Here is a 14,959-nt window from a genome sequence, read left to right on the forward strand (position 1 = left end):
GAGGAGGATTCCCTATGCAAGAGCGATATGCAAGGCAAATATTGTTTTCTGGAATTGGTGAAATAGGACAAAGAAAAATAAGAGAAAAGCATGTGCTCCTAATTGGTGCAGGTGCATTAGGAGCTGCGAATGCAGAAACACTCGTTAGGATGGGAATTGGGAAATTGACAATCGCTGACCGTGACTACGTGGAATGGAGTAATTTACAGCGGCAACAGTTATACATAGAAGAAGATGCGCAGCAATGCAAACCGAAAGCAATTGCAGCGGCAGAACATGTAAGGAAGATTAATTCTGAAGTAAAAATTGTACCAGTTGTAACGGATGTCACAATGCAAGAAATAGAAGAGTTAACAAAAGAAGTGGATCTCATCATAGATGCGACTGACAATTTCGATACGCGCCTACTTATAAATGACATTTCACAAAAAGAAAATATACCTTGGATATATGGTGGATGCATTGGAAGTTACGGTGTAACGTATACAATTCTTCCTGGGAAAACACCATGTTTTCGCTGTCTAATGGATCATCCTATGGGCGGTGCAACATGCGATACAGCCGGAATCATTCAGCCAGCTGTACAAATGGTCGTTGCTCACCAAGTAACAGAGGCGATGAAAATATTGGTGGATGATTATGAGTCGTTAAGAGGAACGATGTTATCATTTGATATTTGGAACAATCAATATCTTTCATTAAAAGTAAATAGACAGAAAAAAAGTACATGTCCATCTTGTGGGAAATCACGAACGTATCCAAGTCTAGCATTTGAAGCGCAGATGAAAACGGAAGTGCTATGCGGACGGAATACAGTTCAAATCCGTTCAGGAATAAAGAGAGATCTTAATTTAAACGAAATTCAAAAACGATTACAAAAAAGTGTACATGTCCAAAAAACGCCTTACTTACTATCATTTCTAATTGATGAATATCGTTTCGTTTTATTTACAGACGGTAGGGCATTTATTCATGGAACAAATGATGTGAAAATAGCAAAACGATTATACGCAAAATATATAGGATGAACAGAAAGAGCGTTGCCCCTTATTAAAACGAGGTGAAAAAGAATGTTAGAAAAACGTATACCAATTCCGGTGGCAGAAGCAGTGGCACGTGTAATGAAATACGCTCATCAAGGTGAAATAGAAAAGGTTTCTCTTATAGAAAGTTACGGAAGAATTCTTGGAGAAGATGTTATTGCAGATCATGATGTCCCTCACTTTGATCGCTCTCCATACGACGGGTTTGCGATTCGAGCAGAAGATACAAAAGAAGCGAGTAGTAGTAACCCCATTCAGTTTGAAGTGATTGGCGAAATTGGAGCAGGTTTTGTTTTTCCAGAAGAAGTGAAACCATTTCAAACTGTCCGTATTATGACAGGTGCCGCAATTCCAGCCGGATGTAATGCAGTTGTTATGTTAGAGCTAACTGAAGGATTTGAAGAAAGTGAAAAGACTTATATGAAATTGAAACGCTCCTTTATTGCTGGGGATAACATTTCTTTTAAAGGTGAAGATGTAAAACAAAATACCATCCTTGTGAAAAAAGGGACTGTTATTAACCCTGGAGTAGTGGCGCTTCTTTCTACGTTTGGTTATAGTACCGTTTACGTTGTAAAACAGCCGGTTATCGGAATTGTAACGACAGGAAGCGAACTGCTTGAAGTACATGAACAATTAAAGCCAGGGAAGATTCGAAATAGTAACTCCTATATGATAGCTGCTCAAGTTGAACGAGCGGGCGGAGTTGTACAGTATTATGGACAATTCGCTGACGATTTTGAGACGTGTTATAACACTGTGAAAAAAGCGATAAAAGAAGTCGATATTTTAATTACAACTGGTGGCGTTTCGGTAGGAGACTATGACTATTTACCTGCTATTTATGAGGAATTACGAGCTAATGTGCTTTTCAACAAAATAGCGATGCGACCAGGAAGTGTGACAACTGTAGCTGAGCTAGAAGGAAAACTATTATTTGGTCTATCTGGTAATCCTTCAGCTTGTTATGTCGGTTGTGAATTATATGTTCGGCCAGTCATTGGAACATATTTGCATAGAAAAGATTCGCACGTATATCGTACAGAGGCAATATTACAGAAAGACTTTCTGAAAGCAAACCCATTTACTCGTTTTGTACGAGGGAAAGTGGAAATTGTAGATGGAACATTGCAAGCTACGCCAGTTGGTTTAGACAAATCTAGTGCAATTTCTTCACTTGCAGGGGCGAATGCATGTATCGTCCTGCCGGGAGGAACGAGAGGATTTAAAGCAGGAATAACTGTCTCGGTACTGTTATTAGAATCAAGCGCCGGAAGTGAGTGGCCGTGGGAAGAACCACTTCGATCATACAAATAATAGAAAAATAGATTGCTAACTTATACAAAGATAAGAGGTGCAAGATGGCACATACGTATTATGAAGTAATTGATACACCTATTTCAATTGAAGAAGTTACAAACAAAGTAATTCGTCGTGAATGTGGCGCAGTTGCGACTTTCATTGGTACTGTTAGAGAATTTACGAAAGGCCGTCGTACGCTATATTTAGAGTATGTAGCATATAAGTCAATGGCGGAGAAACAGCTTAAGAGAATTGGCACCGAAGTAGGAGAGATGTGGCCTGGGACAAATGTCGCCATTACACATCGCATTGGTACATTACAAATTTCTGATCTTGCTGTTGTCGTCGCTGTTTCTACACCACACCGGAAAGCTGCCTATGAGGCGAACGAATATATTATGGAGCGTATAAAACAAATTGTTCCAATATGGAAGAAAGAGTTTTGGAAAGATGGTGAGTCATGGATAGGTGATCAGTTAGAGAAGGTAGCGTATGCAAATGGTGAGCCTGGAAAGGAGATGAGAATATGATTGAAGTACTATTATTTGCACATTTACAAGAAGAAGTAAGTAAGTCAGCATTACACATAGGTTGTGAAAATATTACGGTTGCTGAACTAAAGGAAGTCCTTATTACGAAATACAACGTAGCAATTTCAAGTGAGATAATGGTCGCTATAAATGAAGAGTATGCAAATGAGGATGATATCATTCAAACTGGCGATGTCATAGCAATGATTCCGCCAGTAAGTGGTGGTTGATTCTTTTCAGCCTAATCATGTTAGGACGTGATTAGGCTGGAGGGAATGAATATAACTATGCATACATAGGAGGGAACAGGATGAAAGGTCCTAATTTTCAATTAAGTTTACAAACTTCTAATCTAGTTATCGGTTTTATGGTATGGGTTATTTTATCATCATTAATGCCTTATATTAAAGCGGATATTCCATTAACTGCGGGACAAATTTCTATGGTAACAGCAGTACCGGTTATTTTAGGTTCTGTTCTTCGTATTCCAATTGGCTATTGGACAAATCGTTTCGGAGCAAGAAAATTATTCTTTATTAGTTTTATTCTATTATTATTTCCTGTCTTTTATATTAGTGTTGCCAATTCTATGATGGATTTAATTATTGGTGGATTATTTGTAGGAATTGGTGGAGCTGTATTCTCAGTAGGGGTAACTTCTTTACCAAAATACTTTCCGAAAGAGAGCCACGGTTTTGTAAATGGTATTTACGGTGTCGGTAACGCCGGAACAGCAATCACTTCGTTTTTAGCACCTGTTATCGCAACTTCAGTTGGTTGGAGAACGACAGTACAATGTTATTTAGTTTTACTTGCAGCATTTGCACTTATGAACTTTTTATTAGGTGATCGTAAGGAAAAAAAGGTGAATACACCATTAATGGAACAAATAAAAGGTGTATATAAAAATGAAAAACTTTGGTTTTTATGTATCTTTTACTTTTTAACATTCGGATCATTTGTCGCATTTACAGTATACTTACCAAACTTTTTAGTATCTCACTTCGGATTAGAAAAAGTAGATGCAGGTATGCGGACAGCCGGATTCATTGTACTCGCAACAATTATGCGCCCGATTGGTGGTTGGCTCGGTGATAAGTTTAATCCATTTAAAATATTAATCTTCGTATTTATCGGTTTAACACTTTCAGGTATTATTTTATCATTTATGCCTAGTATGAACGTGTATACATTTGGTTGCCTACTAGTCGCATTTTGTGCAGGGATTGGAAATGGTACAATCTTCAAACTCGTTCCAATGTACTTCTCAGAACAAGCCGGTATTGTAAATGGGCTCGTTTCAGCTTTAGGTGGACTAGGAGGATTCTTCCCGCCACTAATTTTAACATTACTATTCCAATTAACAGGTCATTATGCAATTGGATTTATGGCGTTATCAGAAGTCGCACTTGCTTGTTTAATCATTACAGTATGGATGTATAGCCAAGAGAAATTGTTAGTGATGTTAAAGAATCATTAATAAGGAAAAAGAACCATCCCAAAGTATTTTGGGATGGTTCTTTTAGTAATAGGCTTCAACATGTTTTTATTGCTATCTCAACAAACGCTTGTTTTCTATAAGAATGTGCTTTTAAAATGAAAAACAGAAGGTTGATGGAATTTTATTTTAAAATATAGATGTCAAAAGTTATTTAATTAAAGGGCAGATTAGTTAAGGAAATCTTAAATCTATTCTAAAGATCGAACTCATTTTTAGAATGCAAATATTTAATTGAATCGGGATGTTTAGATGAAAAAAATATAAGTCCACTCAAGATAAACAAGTATCAGGTGTGTTAGGTGACTCAAGCGACAAGTATGGAATTGATGTAAGTATTCTTTGCATAGTAACTGCAGTATCAGATTTTTTTAGGGCAAGATTTTTTGGTAAGGCTAACGGATATTGTGAAAAAAGTACACTTAAACTAAAGAATACAGTTTAGTTCAATAAGATAAAGTTATGAATTTGTATAAATAATCTATAATTTTCTTTATGAGTCATATTTGATATGTTAAAGAAAAGAGAGCGTTTAATCCAACTAAAATATATGTAGAATGAGGTTTTAAATGATTATTTTTATTATATTAGACGTAATATTACCAATATTAATATTGCTGCTAATTGGTGCAATTTTACAAAGGAAGTTCCAATTTAACTTAAAGCAGCTATCTACACTTATTACTTATTGCTTGATGCCAGCGGCTGTATTTATGAATATATATGATATTAGTATAGAGACAGGTTTGTTGCTCCAGATAATATACTATTTAATGCTTTATAGTTTGAGTCTGATCATAGTAAGTCATTTCATTTCAAAAACATTAAAGTTAGAAAAAGGAGAAAGTGCAGCTCTAAAAAATAGTATTTCGTTAATGAATTCCGGTAATTATGGATTACCAGTAAGTCAATTGATTTTCAGTCACAATCCAGTGGGGGTTTCCATTCAAATTTTTATTGTGATTTTCCAGAATCTTTTAACTTATTCATATGGGATATATAACTTACTATCAGCAACAAAAACAATCGGAAGTATTATTCAATCATTTCTAAGACTGCCTGTACTTCATGCGCTTGTATTAGGGGTTCTCTTTCAATCTTTTAAAATTCAAATACCTAATTCTATCTTTCTACCTCTTAATCAGCTTGCGAATAGTTTTGTTGCAATAGCAATCATATTGCTAGGAGCGCAATTATCTAACATTAAGCTTAATTTTTTCCATCGAGTCATAACATGGGCTTTAATTGGAAGGTTACTGATAGGACCATTATTAGCACTTGCCATGATCTATCTACTAAAAATTGATGGTATTGTTGCACAATCATTATTTATTGCAAGTTCTTTTCCTACTTCAAGAAATACATCAACCATTGCTATGGAGTATCAAATAGAGCCTGAACTACATGCACAAATCGTTTTATTTTCAACACTTTTCAGCATTGTTACAGTAACTGTCGTTATTTATTTGTCATATATTTTGTTTTGAATATACGTGCAAAAACGAATAGATTTGAGGCGATAAATGATGGACGGAAATCCCATCGATATGAGAAGAAAACAGTCTTAGATATATTGGGTGTCGTTTACAATTGTACCATGTCTGATAATCAAGCAGTTTAATTCAAAAAAAGGAAACGCATTAGGGGTTATTTCGGATGCAAATCTTTAAAGCATCTACATATAGACTTGCGAAAAAAGACACAATTTCGCTTATAATTGACGTTACATGAGCTTAGTTTGATAGCGATGGGGTGGGAGTGTCAAGTAAGAATTTTTTCTTTATTGATTTTATGCGGTTTTTCCGCAAAATTGTAACTAAGGAGGGATTCCAAGTTGAGTAAACAGAATATCAGCACAACAGTTTCAGGAGATATAATTGTTACCCATCTAGTTGGAAATATAAAAACAGATGATGTGTATGAATGGTTTAATGGTTTTGAGCAGGTTTGTCAGCAATTCATTTCTGAAGGGCGGAAATACAAATTGTTGGTGGATAGAAAAGGATACACGCCAAATCATTTTTCTGTTCAAAAAGTATGGAAAGAGAAGTTCTTCAATGAAATCATTTTGAATAACAGTAAGGCAATTGCATTTCTCCTTGAAGAGGGGGAGATAATGGATTATTTACAACAATCTAATACGAAAGAATCTGTGAGATTTTTTGATGATTATGAACAAGCGCTAATTTGGTTGAATGAATATCCAATATAAAACCTGTATTGAAGCAGTTGCTCTCAAGCAACTGCTTTTTTTGTCCGTAATTGTTGCCGCTATTTTTCTTCACAGATTCTTGTCCAATTGTTTGTCTGATCCTAAAAAGCGAAACTAAAGCAAAAGGAACAAACGCCTCTAAAAAACGTTTGTTCAAAGTTAATTACTATTTTAGCTAAGTGATAGATTACATTTTATGAGTACGAGAAAGCTTGTTTATAAGTTTAGGAAATATAGATGTTAGTTCCTGCTTCAAATGCTTCGTAAACGATGGATCTTTACCTGAAGTTGAAATAGTGACAACATATTCATCATGTCGGATGACACCAGGTGTGTGAAACGATGATTTTGTACCATCACTTACGACGTTAACCCACTGGAAATCATGGGCGGCCTGTTTGACCATCATATTTACAGCATGTTGATTTGTAGCTGCATAAATAAGATGAGCATCTTTAATATCATTATTACTAAAAGCTTTTTGCTTCCAAGTAATATAAGGAAGTTCCTTCATTTCCTCGCAAATTTCTGGGCTGATAACGGTGACAAAAGCGCCTGTATCCTTTAATCCGGACGCTTTTCGATATGCGATTTTACCACCACCAACTATAACGACCACTTTTTTATTTAAATTAAACATAAGAGGGTACATGTTATACATATATGCATTCCTCCATTCGTTCTAATAATGTTAACTTCATGTATCTATCAAACTGAAGACAGTTACAAGTTGTAACGTGATCGTATTTTTTTGCATGCAATTTAATTTTTTGAAGTAATAATCCGGTAAAGAGAAGGTACGGCATGACATATACATGGGATGAAGTCGATGTTATAGCCTTGAGCTCAGCAGTAAAAGAGGGAGTTCCTTTCGTTAAAAAGGAGCACGATACTGGCATACTGAGTTTTCGTTCGACGACTGCTCCGATTTGTTGTAATTCATGTAACGGCTGTGGATCACTACTGCCTCTCCCTACGAGTAAAACACTACTACCTTGCATTGGCATAGTTTCACGTATTCTTTTTACTACAAGTTCAACCATATGTGGATGTGTACTAAAAGGTTGTACAACTGAAAATGTTATATGTGGATATTGCTTTTGTATTTTCTCTATCTCAAAAGGAATATCACGTTTATAGTGAGCTGCTGCAAATAATAAAACAGGTACAATCATTATTGCAGTTGCACCCTCTAGTATTGCTTCTGTAACTGCATCCGAAATGGTAGGTGTCGTTAGTTCTAGGAAAGCTATTTTTTGAATCCGTTCGTTACGTTCTTTTATAACAGATTGAATAAAGTGAATGAATTGTTCGTTACCTTTTTGTAAGCGGCTCCCGTGTCCAACATATACAATTCCTTTCATCGTACCACCAAATCTTTCTTCATAATCATGTCTTGTAATTGCTCATCTACATTATGAAAACCGACTTTATTCGCATAGTGTAAAGTTGGAACGTCGGTATACGAGAATGGGAGAGTAAGAATATTGATAAAGCCTAGGTGTTTTATTTCTGCTAGAAACGTATCAATAGAAGCACGACCTTCAAATACAATGCTGTCCCATGAGAATTCAGAAAGCATACGGGAATGAATTTCATCGAAGCGATGATCAATTGTGTACTCATGAGTCATCATATAGGAACCAGCACCAATTTTTTCTTGAATAACAGCAATTCGGTTAATGTTTCGTCCTAAATAAATCGTTGAATTCGAAGAAAATTGCGCAGGTTTACTTAACAATCCATATTGCATAAGCTTTTCTTGAATAGAAAGGTTCATATACTGAAGCTCTGCCTGTAAGGAGCGAATATCTTTATGATATTTACTACATGATTGCACTAAGATGTCTACACTCTCAGCGGAACAAAATACAAGACGATCAACGTTAAAAATCTTATTAATTTGTTCAGAGGTTAATGTGTATTCTTTCTTTTGGAAAATTGGAATTTGATATATTTCTGCACCGGACTCTTGTAACATTTTCTTTATTGCGCTTTTTTTATTTGTTGCAGATGCAAGTAAAACTTTCTTGCCGTGCAATGGCTTGCGTTCTTTCCAAGAGATTTGATTACGTAAGGAAACAACATCACCAACAATTGTCATAGAAGGGTTAGAAATATTTTCGTCTTTGACGATAGAAACAATGGTGGACAGTGTCCCTGTGACTACACGTTGTTTACCAGTTGTACCCCATTCAATGACGGCTACTGGTGTATCTTTTTTCTTTCCTGCTTGTAGTAAGTTTTCACAAATTGTAGGTAAGTTTTTTATACCCATGTAGTAGGCGATCGTGTCGCTATTATAGGATGAATTATATTTTCCATGATCGGTTAAAGGGCCTTTTGCATGCCCAGTTAATAAAGTGATGCTATTACTGTAGTTACGGTGGGTGAGGGGGATACCTGCATAGCTACTAGCGGCGATGCTAGATGTAATACCTGGTACGATTTCATATGGAACGTTCGCTGCTGCTAAAGTTTCTGCTTCTTCACCAACGCGGCCAAAAATAGATGGATCTCCGCCCTTTAATCGGACAACGATTTTTCCTTCTTGTGCGAATTGAAGGAGGTGGGCGTTAATCATTTCTTGTCGCATAATATGATTCTTTGGCATTTTGCCGCAATACATAAGTTCACATGTTTCTTTTGTATAACTAAGAAAGAAAGGGTTTAATAAACGGTCATATAAAACGATATCTGCACGCTTTAAACAATCTATCGCTTTCTTTGTAATAAGCCCTTCATCACCTGGTCCTGCACCAACTAAATATACATATCCGTTCATAATCGCACCTCTTCTATTTTTATGTAAAAGGAAGCCAGAGGAGGCTTCCTTTCGTAAATTACATGTTTATATAAATGTCACCATCAATAACTTCTACTTCGTATGTTTGGATACAGCCGTCATCAGGTTTTTGCACTTCACCTGTTAGTAATGAAATTTTCCAATCATGCAGTGGACAAAAGACGAATTCTCCAGATACAATTCCTTCTGCTAACGGTCCGTTTTTATGAGGACAACGATTTTCTACAGCTCGAATATCTCCATTTGAAAGGCGGAATAGGGCGATAGACATACCATTCATTTGCACCTCTTTACCGATTTGAATAGGAAGGTCTTCCGCACGCATAACTTTTATTTTTTCTTTCGTTTGTATCATATAGATCACAGCTCCTTATTTCACAGTTTCTACTTCATACATCGCTTTTAATGATTTCGTTTCTAGTGCTTGTCCCCATGCTTCTTTATATGTGCCACGAGCTTTTTGGAAACGTTCATTTAACTTAGTGACCATATTTGCATCTTGCAGTATTTCTTTTATGTGATCGAAGCCTAAACGTTCTGTCCAGTAGGCAGTACGCTCTCCATAAATACCAGTTTCACGATAATATTGCATATAAGCTGTAGCGATGCGAAGGACATCATCTTCAGTAGGGACAATCATTACAAAATCAGCTTCGCGTACTTCCGTACCACCATTTCCGCCAATATAAAGTTGGTAGCCATTTTCGACACAAACAACGCCAAAATCTTTCGTCAGTACTTCCGCACAGTTACGCGGACAGCCCGTTACACCCATCTTCATTTTATGAGGTGTATCTACCATTTCTAATGATTGTTCAAGCAACATACCAAGTCCTAATGAATCTTTCGTACCGAAACGGCAGAAGCGAGAACCAACACATGATTTTACATTACGAAGCGATTTTGAATATGCATATCCCGAAGTCATATGTAAGTCAGCCCATACGTTAGGTAAATCTTGCTTCTTAACACCATATAAGCCGATTCGGCTTGCACCTGTAATTTTCACAAGAGGAACATCGTACTTTTTCGCAACTTCAGCAATTTTCATTAAATCATCAGCTGTTGTAACGCCTCCGTACATGCGTGGAATAACAGAGAATGTACCATCGTGCTGGATGTTACCATTCATTCTTTCATTAACGAAACGGGACGATTTATCATCTTCATATTCTTCTGGAATCGCCATACGTAAATAGTAGTTTAAAGCAGGACGACATTTTGAACAGCCTTCTTCATGTATAAAACCAAGAACATTTCGTACTTCTTTTGGAGATTTTAAGCCTTTCTCGTGAATGGCCGCTACGACTTCATCACGGGATAAAGTTGTACATCCACACATACCGGCAGATTGCGCTGAGGCATCAAAAGCATCTCCAAGTGTATGAGATAAAACTTGTTCCACAAGCGGACGGCATTTACCACAAGAACCTGCGGCTTTCGTACAGCCCTTAACTTCTTCAAAAGTCGTTAACTCTTGTTCTAAAATGGCGTGAACGATTGTACCTTTCGTAACACCATTACATCCGCAAATCGTGTCATCCGCACTCATTGTAGCAACGTCAAGTACACTTTCTTCACCAGCTTTGTGGAGAAGGGAAGCGGTTGTATATTCTTGTATATCCTCTTCTTTCTTTAACATGCTAAAGAGGCGTGTACCGTCAGCTGTGTCACCATATAAAACGATACCGACGACTTTATTGTCACGAATTAATACTTTTTTATAGGAACGTTTACATTCATCAAAGATGGATATTGCTTTCGTTTGGTCATCTTCATAAATTTGGCCAGCAGAGAATAAATCACAACCTGCAACTTTTAATTGCGTACCGACGATACTGCCCGTATATCCATCAGTTTGTAAATTCGTTATATGTTTTGCTAATATCGCACCTTGTTCATAAAGAGGAGCAACAAGTCCATATGCGATACCGTCATGTTCTGCACATTCTCCAACTGCATAAATGGATTCATCATTTGTTAGCATATAGTCATTGACTACAATACCGCGATTTACAATTAAACCAGCATCTTTTGCTATTTGCGTATTTGGGCGTATTCCGACAGCCATTACGATTAAATCACAATCTACAACTTCACCATCTTCAAATTGAATGCCCTCAACATGGTCTGTACCAAGAATTTTTACAGTTTTCTTTTCCATTAGAAATTGCATGCCTTGCGCTTCTAAATCTTCGCGTAATAGAGAAGCTGCTTTGGCATCTAGCTGTTGCTCCATTAAGCTTGGCATTAAATGAACGACATATACGTCCATTCCTAAATCAATAAGACCTCTTGCAGCTTCTAAGCCAAGTAATCCACCACCAATGACAACAGCCTTTTTCTTTTCATTAGCGGTATCAATCATAAATTGTGTATCTTCAATAGTTCGAAATCCTGTTACGCCAGGAAGAGTAGAACCTTCAACGGGCAAAATAAAAGCACTAGAACCTGTTGCGATAATTAGTTTGTCATATGTAAGAGTACGATTTTTTTCTGTGATAATTATTTTTTCTTCTCGGTTAATACTTTGAACCCTTTCATCTGTATACAAAGTTATTTCATTTTCCTCATACCAACTATATTCATTCATAATGATATCTTGCATATTTGTTTTGCCTTGTAAAACATGAGAGAGCATAATGCGATTGTAGTTTGGATGTGGTTCATCTCCAAAAATAGTAATCTCATATGAATCACTATCATGTTTTAATATTTCTTCCATACAACGTATGCCAGCCATACCATTTCCGATCATAACTAAACGTTTTTTCATTTTCGTTTCCCCTTTTTATGTGAAGTGTTGAACAAAGGATTATATTTCTATTATAGAAAATTTAAAAAGAGGGAGATGTGATATTTATCACATTTTTACAATGATTCACAAATTGTTAAAATTCGGACTTATTCGAGAGGGATGTGTATATTCTTTACCAAATGAAAAAACAGGACATAAGTATTTACACTCATGTCCTGCACTTAATTTACACTCTCGTAATTGCACGTGGAAATAAAATGTTATTTTCTAAATGAATATGCTCAAATAAATCAGACTCTAGTGCTTCAAGGCGTTGGTAAACAAGTCGATAAGTGCCGCAAGCTCCTTCTGGAGGAGTAAAGTCATTTGTAACTTTACGAAGCTCTTTAATAATGTTGCCTGCGTGGTTATGTTCATTTTCCAACTCATCTACTACTTTACGTAACTTCACATAGTTTTCTTCAGTTGGATTTTGTTCAAATTCTAAAATTAATGGAAAATCTTCTGTTTCTTCTTTAATTAAATGTTGTTCTAGTTCCATCTTTAGTTCATGAAATAGCTTATGAATTTGAGCTAAATGAGGCTGACTTGCCCCATGAACACGTAATACTTTTGTCACATACGGACTTAATTGTGGCAACTCTTCATTTAAATAGCGATGATGCTTATTTATAACATAATCAATCAATTCGCGATAAGAAGCATTTTTCCAATCAATTTCAGATTCATTTAATCGTTTCATATTATTATAAAGCGTATTTAACTCTGTAAGCACTTCAGTAGCTGATAAATTTCTTTCATGAATTGCATCAATAAGCGGTTTATTGCCACCACAACAAAAATCTATTCTATATGATTTAAAAAGATCACTAGCTTTCGGGAATTGTGTAACGATCTCACCGACAATAGAAGTTTCAGTAAATGTATGTTTCATATGAACGCCTCCATAAAGTTTGAATGTAATTACTAAATTAAGAATAGCGATAAATGAAAATCAATGTGGTGATTGAAATCACTTATTATGTGTCATTTTTGAGAATAATAGTATGAAATTTATTTAAGAACACATCTAAATAAGAGAAAGGGATATTAAATGTAAGGCATTACAGTAAAAAAAGAAGCTTTTACTAAGCTTCTTTTTTATTACTATTATTCGCATGCAACTCCATCGCCGTCTCTATCTAGTTTACGCCTATATCCTGGTTGATCTTTATATAGAGGAGCTTTCCCCGCAGCTCTAACTGCATCACAATTTTTGTAATATGCACTACTAGTATTTCCTGAGGTAGGTTGTGTTTGAGTTTGCTGTGCTTTTTGCTCTTCTTGTTGCTTACGAGCTTGTTCATCAGCCTGACGTTTTTGCTCTTCTTGTTGCTTACGAGCTTGTTCATCAGCCTGACGTTTTTGTTCTTCTTGTTGTTTACGAGCCTGTTCATCAGCTAGACGTTCTTCATCCTCTTGCTTACGAGCTTGTTCCTCGGCTAGACGTTTTTCATCTTCTTGCTTACGAGCTTGTTCCTCGGCTAGACGCTTCTCATCTTCTTGCTTTTGAGTTTTTTCGTCAGCCTCTTTCTTTTCTAGTTCTTTTTTCTTTTCGCTATCTTTTTGTTCTTCATTGTTAGAGGCAACTTTTGTACTAGTTGCTGTCGTTTTTTCAGAAGAAGGAGCTGAAATACCTAATAGCGCAACAAAAATGACAAATAATACGGCTGTAATAATAAATTGTTTTTTTGCTACACCTGTTTTCTTAATAACAGATAATATTGCAAGTACAAGGAAGAATATAAATAGAATGAAACTTAAAATAGCAAAAAATTCGATGACTGGGTGTTCAGATTTTGTTGTACCAGTCACTATTAATATAATTGAAATCATAAAAAGAATAACGGTAGGACGTCCATATTGTTTTGCTTTTCCATTTTTTTAAAGAATGAAATGATACATAAGATTAAAAGAATAAAAGCAATAAAAAATAAAGCTGCACCAATATTACTCAAAATCGCCATTTTCATACCTCCATTTGTAAGATTTTTCTTATTGATTATATAGGAACTTATTGGATATTACACGTTTTATATAAATTTAGAAAATTAATATTTTTACTAGACTTATAAACATTTATTTATATATAAGGGAAAATAGATATATTTACTATTACTTTTTGAAAGAGATTTCATAAATTATAGTATATCGATTGAAAGGAGGAGATTTGAATGGAATTTCAATTGTTGGTAACTTGTATATTACAAGAAGGTAATGCTTACTTTTTAGTAACGAAGGTAGACGATGTTATTACGTTAAAAGTACCGATTACTGCGGGAGTAGCAGGTTTATTTTTAGCTTTAGGTGTACCAAGATGTTCTTAATTTAAATATCTATAATAGAAGAGGAAGGGACATGCCTTTCTCTTCTATTATTACATAATATAATTATGTAAACTTTAATATCATATTTGTGATAGCACGTTTGAAATGGACATGCATATACTATAATGTTTCATTGGATGTTAGGGGTGGAAGGTAGTTTTAATAAGTGCATCCAGTGATGTTTTTAAGCTATGAAAATAAAAGAGGTGCTATTATATATGAAAAGAAAAACATTTGATATTCCAGTTACATTGCGAAGAGAGTGGTTTTTAATAGAGTTAGCTCATTTAACGAAAAAATATGGAATTGAAATTGCAACTAGCAAAATGGGTGCTGCACCGTTTTTAAGAGATCAAGTTACAGAATCAAAGATAGGGAAAGGGTTACAATACGATAAATATGATGATGAGTATATAATTGAAAATTAAAGGGTAACAACAAAAT

General features: G+C 35.5%; 15 protein-coding genes and 1 pseudogene. 9 read left to right on the forward strand and 7 right to left on the reverse strand.

What is annotated here, in order from left to right:
- Window positions 1–14: 14 nt before the first annotated feature.
- The 7 genes from CN409_RS05850 (at window position 15) to CN409_RS05885 (ending at window position 6,585) form a co-directional block, all read left to right on the forward strand.
- A complete protein-coding gene (locus tag CN409_RS05850) occupies window positions 15–1,028 on the forward strand; it encodes a molybdopterin-synthase adenylyltransferase MoeB (RefSeq protein WP_001158062.1) in 1,014 nt (337 codons plus the stop codon).
- A gap of 42 nt (window positions 1,029–1,070) precedes the next feature.
- Entirely contained in the window at window positions 1,071–2,360 is a 1,290-nt protein-coding gene (locus CN409_RS05855; protein WP_000890797.1) for a molybdopterin molybdotransferase MoeA, read from the forward strand.
- Window positions 2,361–2,404: 44 nt separating this feature from the next.
- Window positions 2,405–2,875 carry a molybdenum cofactor biosynthesis protein MoaE gene (locus tag CN409_RS05860; RefSeq protein ID WP_000951544.1) on the forward strand — a complete coding sequence of 157 codons (471 nt, stop codon included), beginning with the start codon at window positions 2,405–2,407 and terminating at the stop codon, window positions 2,873–2,875.
- The gene (gene moaD, locus CN409_RS05865; RefSeq protein WP_000573687.1) at window positions 2,872–3,105 is read left to right on the forward strand and encodes a molybdopterin converting factor subunit 1; all 234 of its coding nucleotides are present in this window, start codon (window positions 2,872–2,874) and stop codon (window positions 3,103–3,105) included. Before CN409_RS05860 ends, moaD begins: the two co-directional genes overlap by 4 nt.
- Window positions 3,106–3,185: 80 nt before the next feature.
- Window positions 3,186–4,355 (forward strand): nitrate transporter NarK, encoded by a 1,170-nt coding sequence (narK, locus tag CN409_RS05870; protein ID WP_000678170.1) that lies wholly within the window; start codon window positions 3,186–3,188, stop codon window positions 4,353–4,355.
- A 587-nt stretch (window positions 4,356–4,942) separates the two neighbouring features.
- Window positions 4,943–5,860, forward strand: coding sequence for an AEC family transporter (locus CN409_RS05880; RefSeq protein WP_017763078.1), 918 nt, complete (start codon window positions 4,943–4,945; stop codon window positions 5,858–5,860).
- Between the two features lie 347 nt (window positions 5,861–6,207).
- On the forward strand, window positions 6,208–6,585 hold the full coding sequence (locus CN409_RS05885; protein ID WP_000043368.1) for a hypothetical protein: 378 nt from the start codon (window positions 6,208–6,210) through the stop codon (window positions 6,583–6,585).
- Window positions 6,586–6,772: 187 nt separating this feature from the next.
- Here CN409_RS05885 and CN409_RS05890 read toward each other — a convergent pair whose 3' ends face one another.
- The 7 genes and pseudogenes from CN409_RS05890 to CN409_RS05920 all read right to left on the reverse strand — a co-directional run bounded on the left by CN409_RS05890 (window position 6,773) and on the right by CN409_RS05920 (window position 14,155).
- Entirely contained in the window at window positions 6,773–7,246 is a 474-nt protein-coding gene (locus CN409_RS05890; RefSeq protein ID WP_000282583.1) for a precorrin-2 dehydrogenase, read from the reverse strand.
- Window positions 7,239–7,949, reverse strand: a complete 711-nt coding sequence (locus tag CN409_RS05895) for a sirohydrochlorin chelatase (RefSeq protein ID WP_000676489.1) — start codon at window positions 7,947–7,949, stop codon at window positions 7,239–7,241. Before CN409_RS05895 ends, CN409_RS05890 begins: the two co-directional genes overlap by 8 nt.
- Window positions 7,946–9,370 (reverse strand): uroporphyrin-III C-methyltransferase, encoded by a 1,425-nt coding sequence (locus CN409_RS05900; RefSeq protein ID WP_097980862.1) that lies wholly within the window; start codon window positions 9,368–9,370, stop codon window positions 7,946–7,948. The genes CN409_RS05895 and CN409_RS05900 overlap by 4 nt, the downstream gene beginning before the upstream one ends.
- Before the next feature lie 58 nt (window positions 9,371–9,428).
- Entirely contained in the window at window positions 9,429–9,746 is a 318-nt protein-coding gene (gene nirD / locus CN409_RS05905) for a nitrite reductase small subunit NirD (RefSeq protein WP_000616697.1), read from the reverse strand.
- A gap of 15 nt (window positions 9,747–9,761) precedes the next feature.
- Complete coding sequence (gene nirB, locus CN409_RS05910; RefSeq protein ID WP_000746934.1) at window positions 9,762–12,167, reverse strand: NADPH-nitrite reductase large subunit; 2,406 nt, start codon at window positions 12,165–12,167, stop codon at window positions 9,762–9,764.
- A gap of 208 nt (window positions 12,168–12,375) precedes the next feature.
- A complete protein-coding gene (gene ric / locus CN409_RS05915) occupies window positions 12,376–13,083 on the reverse strand; it encodes an iron-sulfur cluster repair di-iron protein (protein WP_000683171.1) in 708 nt (235 codons plus the stop codon).
- Window positions 13,084–13,298: 215 nt separating this feature from the next.
- Window positions 13,299–14,155 (reverse strand): annotated as a pseudogene (locus CN409_RS05920) (excalibur calcium-binding domain-containing protein).
- Between the two features lie 207 nt (window positions 14,156–14,362).
- Here CN409_RS05920 and exsG point away from each other — a divergent pair.
- Both exsG and CN409_RS05930 read left to right on the forward strand, forming a co-directional pair.
- Window positions 14,363–14,515, forward strand: a complete 153-nt coding sequence (exsG, locus tag CN409_RS05925) for an exosporium protein ExsG (RefSeq protein ID WP_000395679.1) — start codon at window positions 14,363–14,365, stop codon at window positions 14,513–14,515.
- A 218-nt stretch (window positions 14,516–14,733) separates the two neighbouring features.
- On the forward strand, window positions 14,734–14,943 hold the full coding sequence (locus CN409_RS05930) for a hypothetical protein (protein ID WP_000824195.1): 210 nt from the start codon (window positions 14,734–14,736) through the stop codon (window positions 14,941–14,943).
- Window positions 14,944–14,959 lie beyond the last annotated feature (16 nt).

It is taken from the genome of Bacillus sp. AFS012607 (genome assembly GCF_002558005.1).
GTDB lineage: Bacteria > Bacillota > Bacilli > Bacillales > Bacillaceae_G > Bacillus_A > Bacillus_A thuringiensis_S.

Excerpts from the sequence above, each read along its gene's own strand:
- CN409_RS05860 (WP_000951544.1), top strand. The coding sequence starts at position 2,405 with ATGGCACATACGTATTATGAAGTAATTGATACACCTATTTCAATTGAA.
- nirB (WP_000746934.1), bottom strand. The coding sequence starts at position 12,167 with ATGAAAAAACGTTTAGTTATGATCGGAAATGGTATGGCTGGCATACGT.
- CN409_RS05900 (WP_097980862.1), bottom strand. The coding sequence starts at position 9,370 with ATGAACGGATATGTATATTTAGTTGGTGCAGGACCAGGTGATGAAGGG.
- narK (WP_000678170.1), top strand. The coding sequence starts at position 3,186 with ATGAAAGGTCCTAATTTTCAATTAAGTTTACAAACTTCTAATCTAGTT.
- CN409_RS05855 (WP_000890797.1), top strand. The coding sequence starts at position 1,071 with ATGTTAGAAAAACGTATACCAATTCCGGTGGCAGAAGCAGTGGCACGT.
- nirD (WP_000616697.1), bottom strand. The coding sequence starts at position 9,746 with ATGATACAAACGAAAGAAAAAATAAAAGTTATGCGTGCGGAAGACCTT.
- ric (WP_000683171.1), bottom strand. The coding sequence starts at position 13,083 with ATGAAACATACATTTACTGAAACTTCTATTGTCGGTGAGATCGTTACA.
- CN409_RS05890 (WP_000282583.1), bottom strand. The coding sequence starts at position 7,246 with ATGTATAACATGTACCCTCTTATGTTTAATTTAAATAAAAAAGTGGTC.
- CN409_RS05930 (WP_000824195.1), top strand. The coding sequence starts at position 14,734 with ATGAAAAGAAAAACATTTGATATTCCAGTTACATTGCGAAGAGAGTGG.
- moaD (WP_000573687.1), top strand. The coding sequence starts at position 2,872 with ATGATTGAAGTACTATTATTTGCACATTTACAAGAAGAAGTAAGTAAG.
- CN409_RS05895 (WP_000676489.1), bottom strand. The coding sequence starts at position 7,949 with ATGAAAGGAATTGTATATGTTGGACACGGGAGCCGCTTACAAAAAGGT.
- exsG (WP_000395679.1), top strand. The coding sequence starts at position 14,363 with ATGGAATTTCAATTGTTGGTAACTTGTATATTACAAGAAGGTAATGCT.
- CN409_RS05880 (WP_017763078.1), top strand. The coding sequence starts at position 4,943 with ATGATTATTTTTATTATATTAGACGTAATATTACCAATATTAATATTG.
- CN409_RS05850 (WP_001158062.1), top strand. The coding sequence starts at position 15 with ATGCAAGAGCGATATGCAAGGCAAATATTGTTTTCTGGAATTGGTGAA.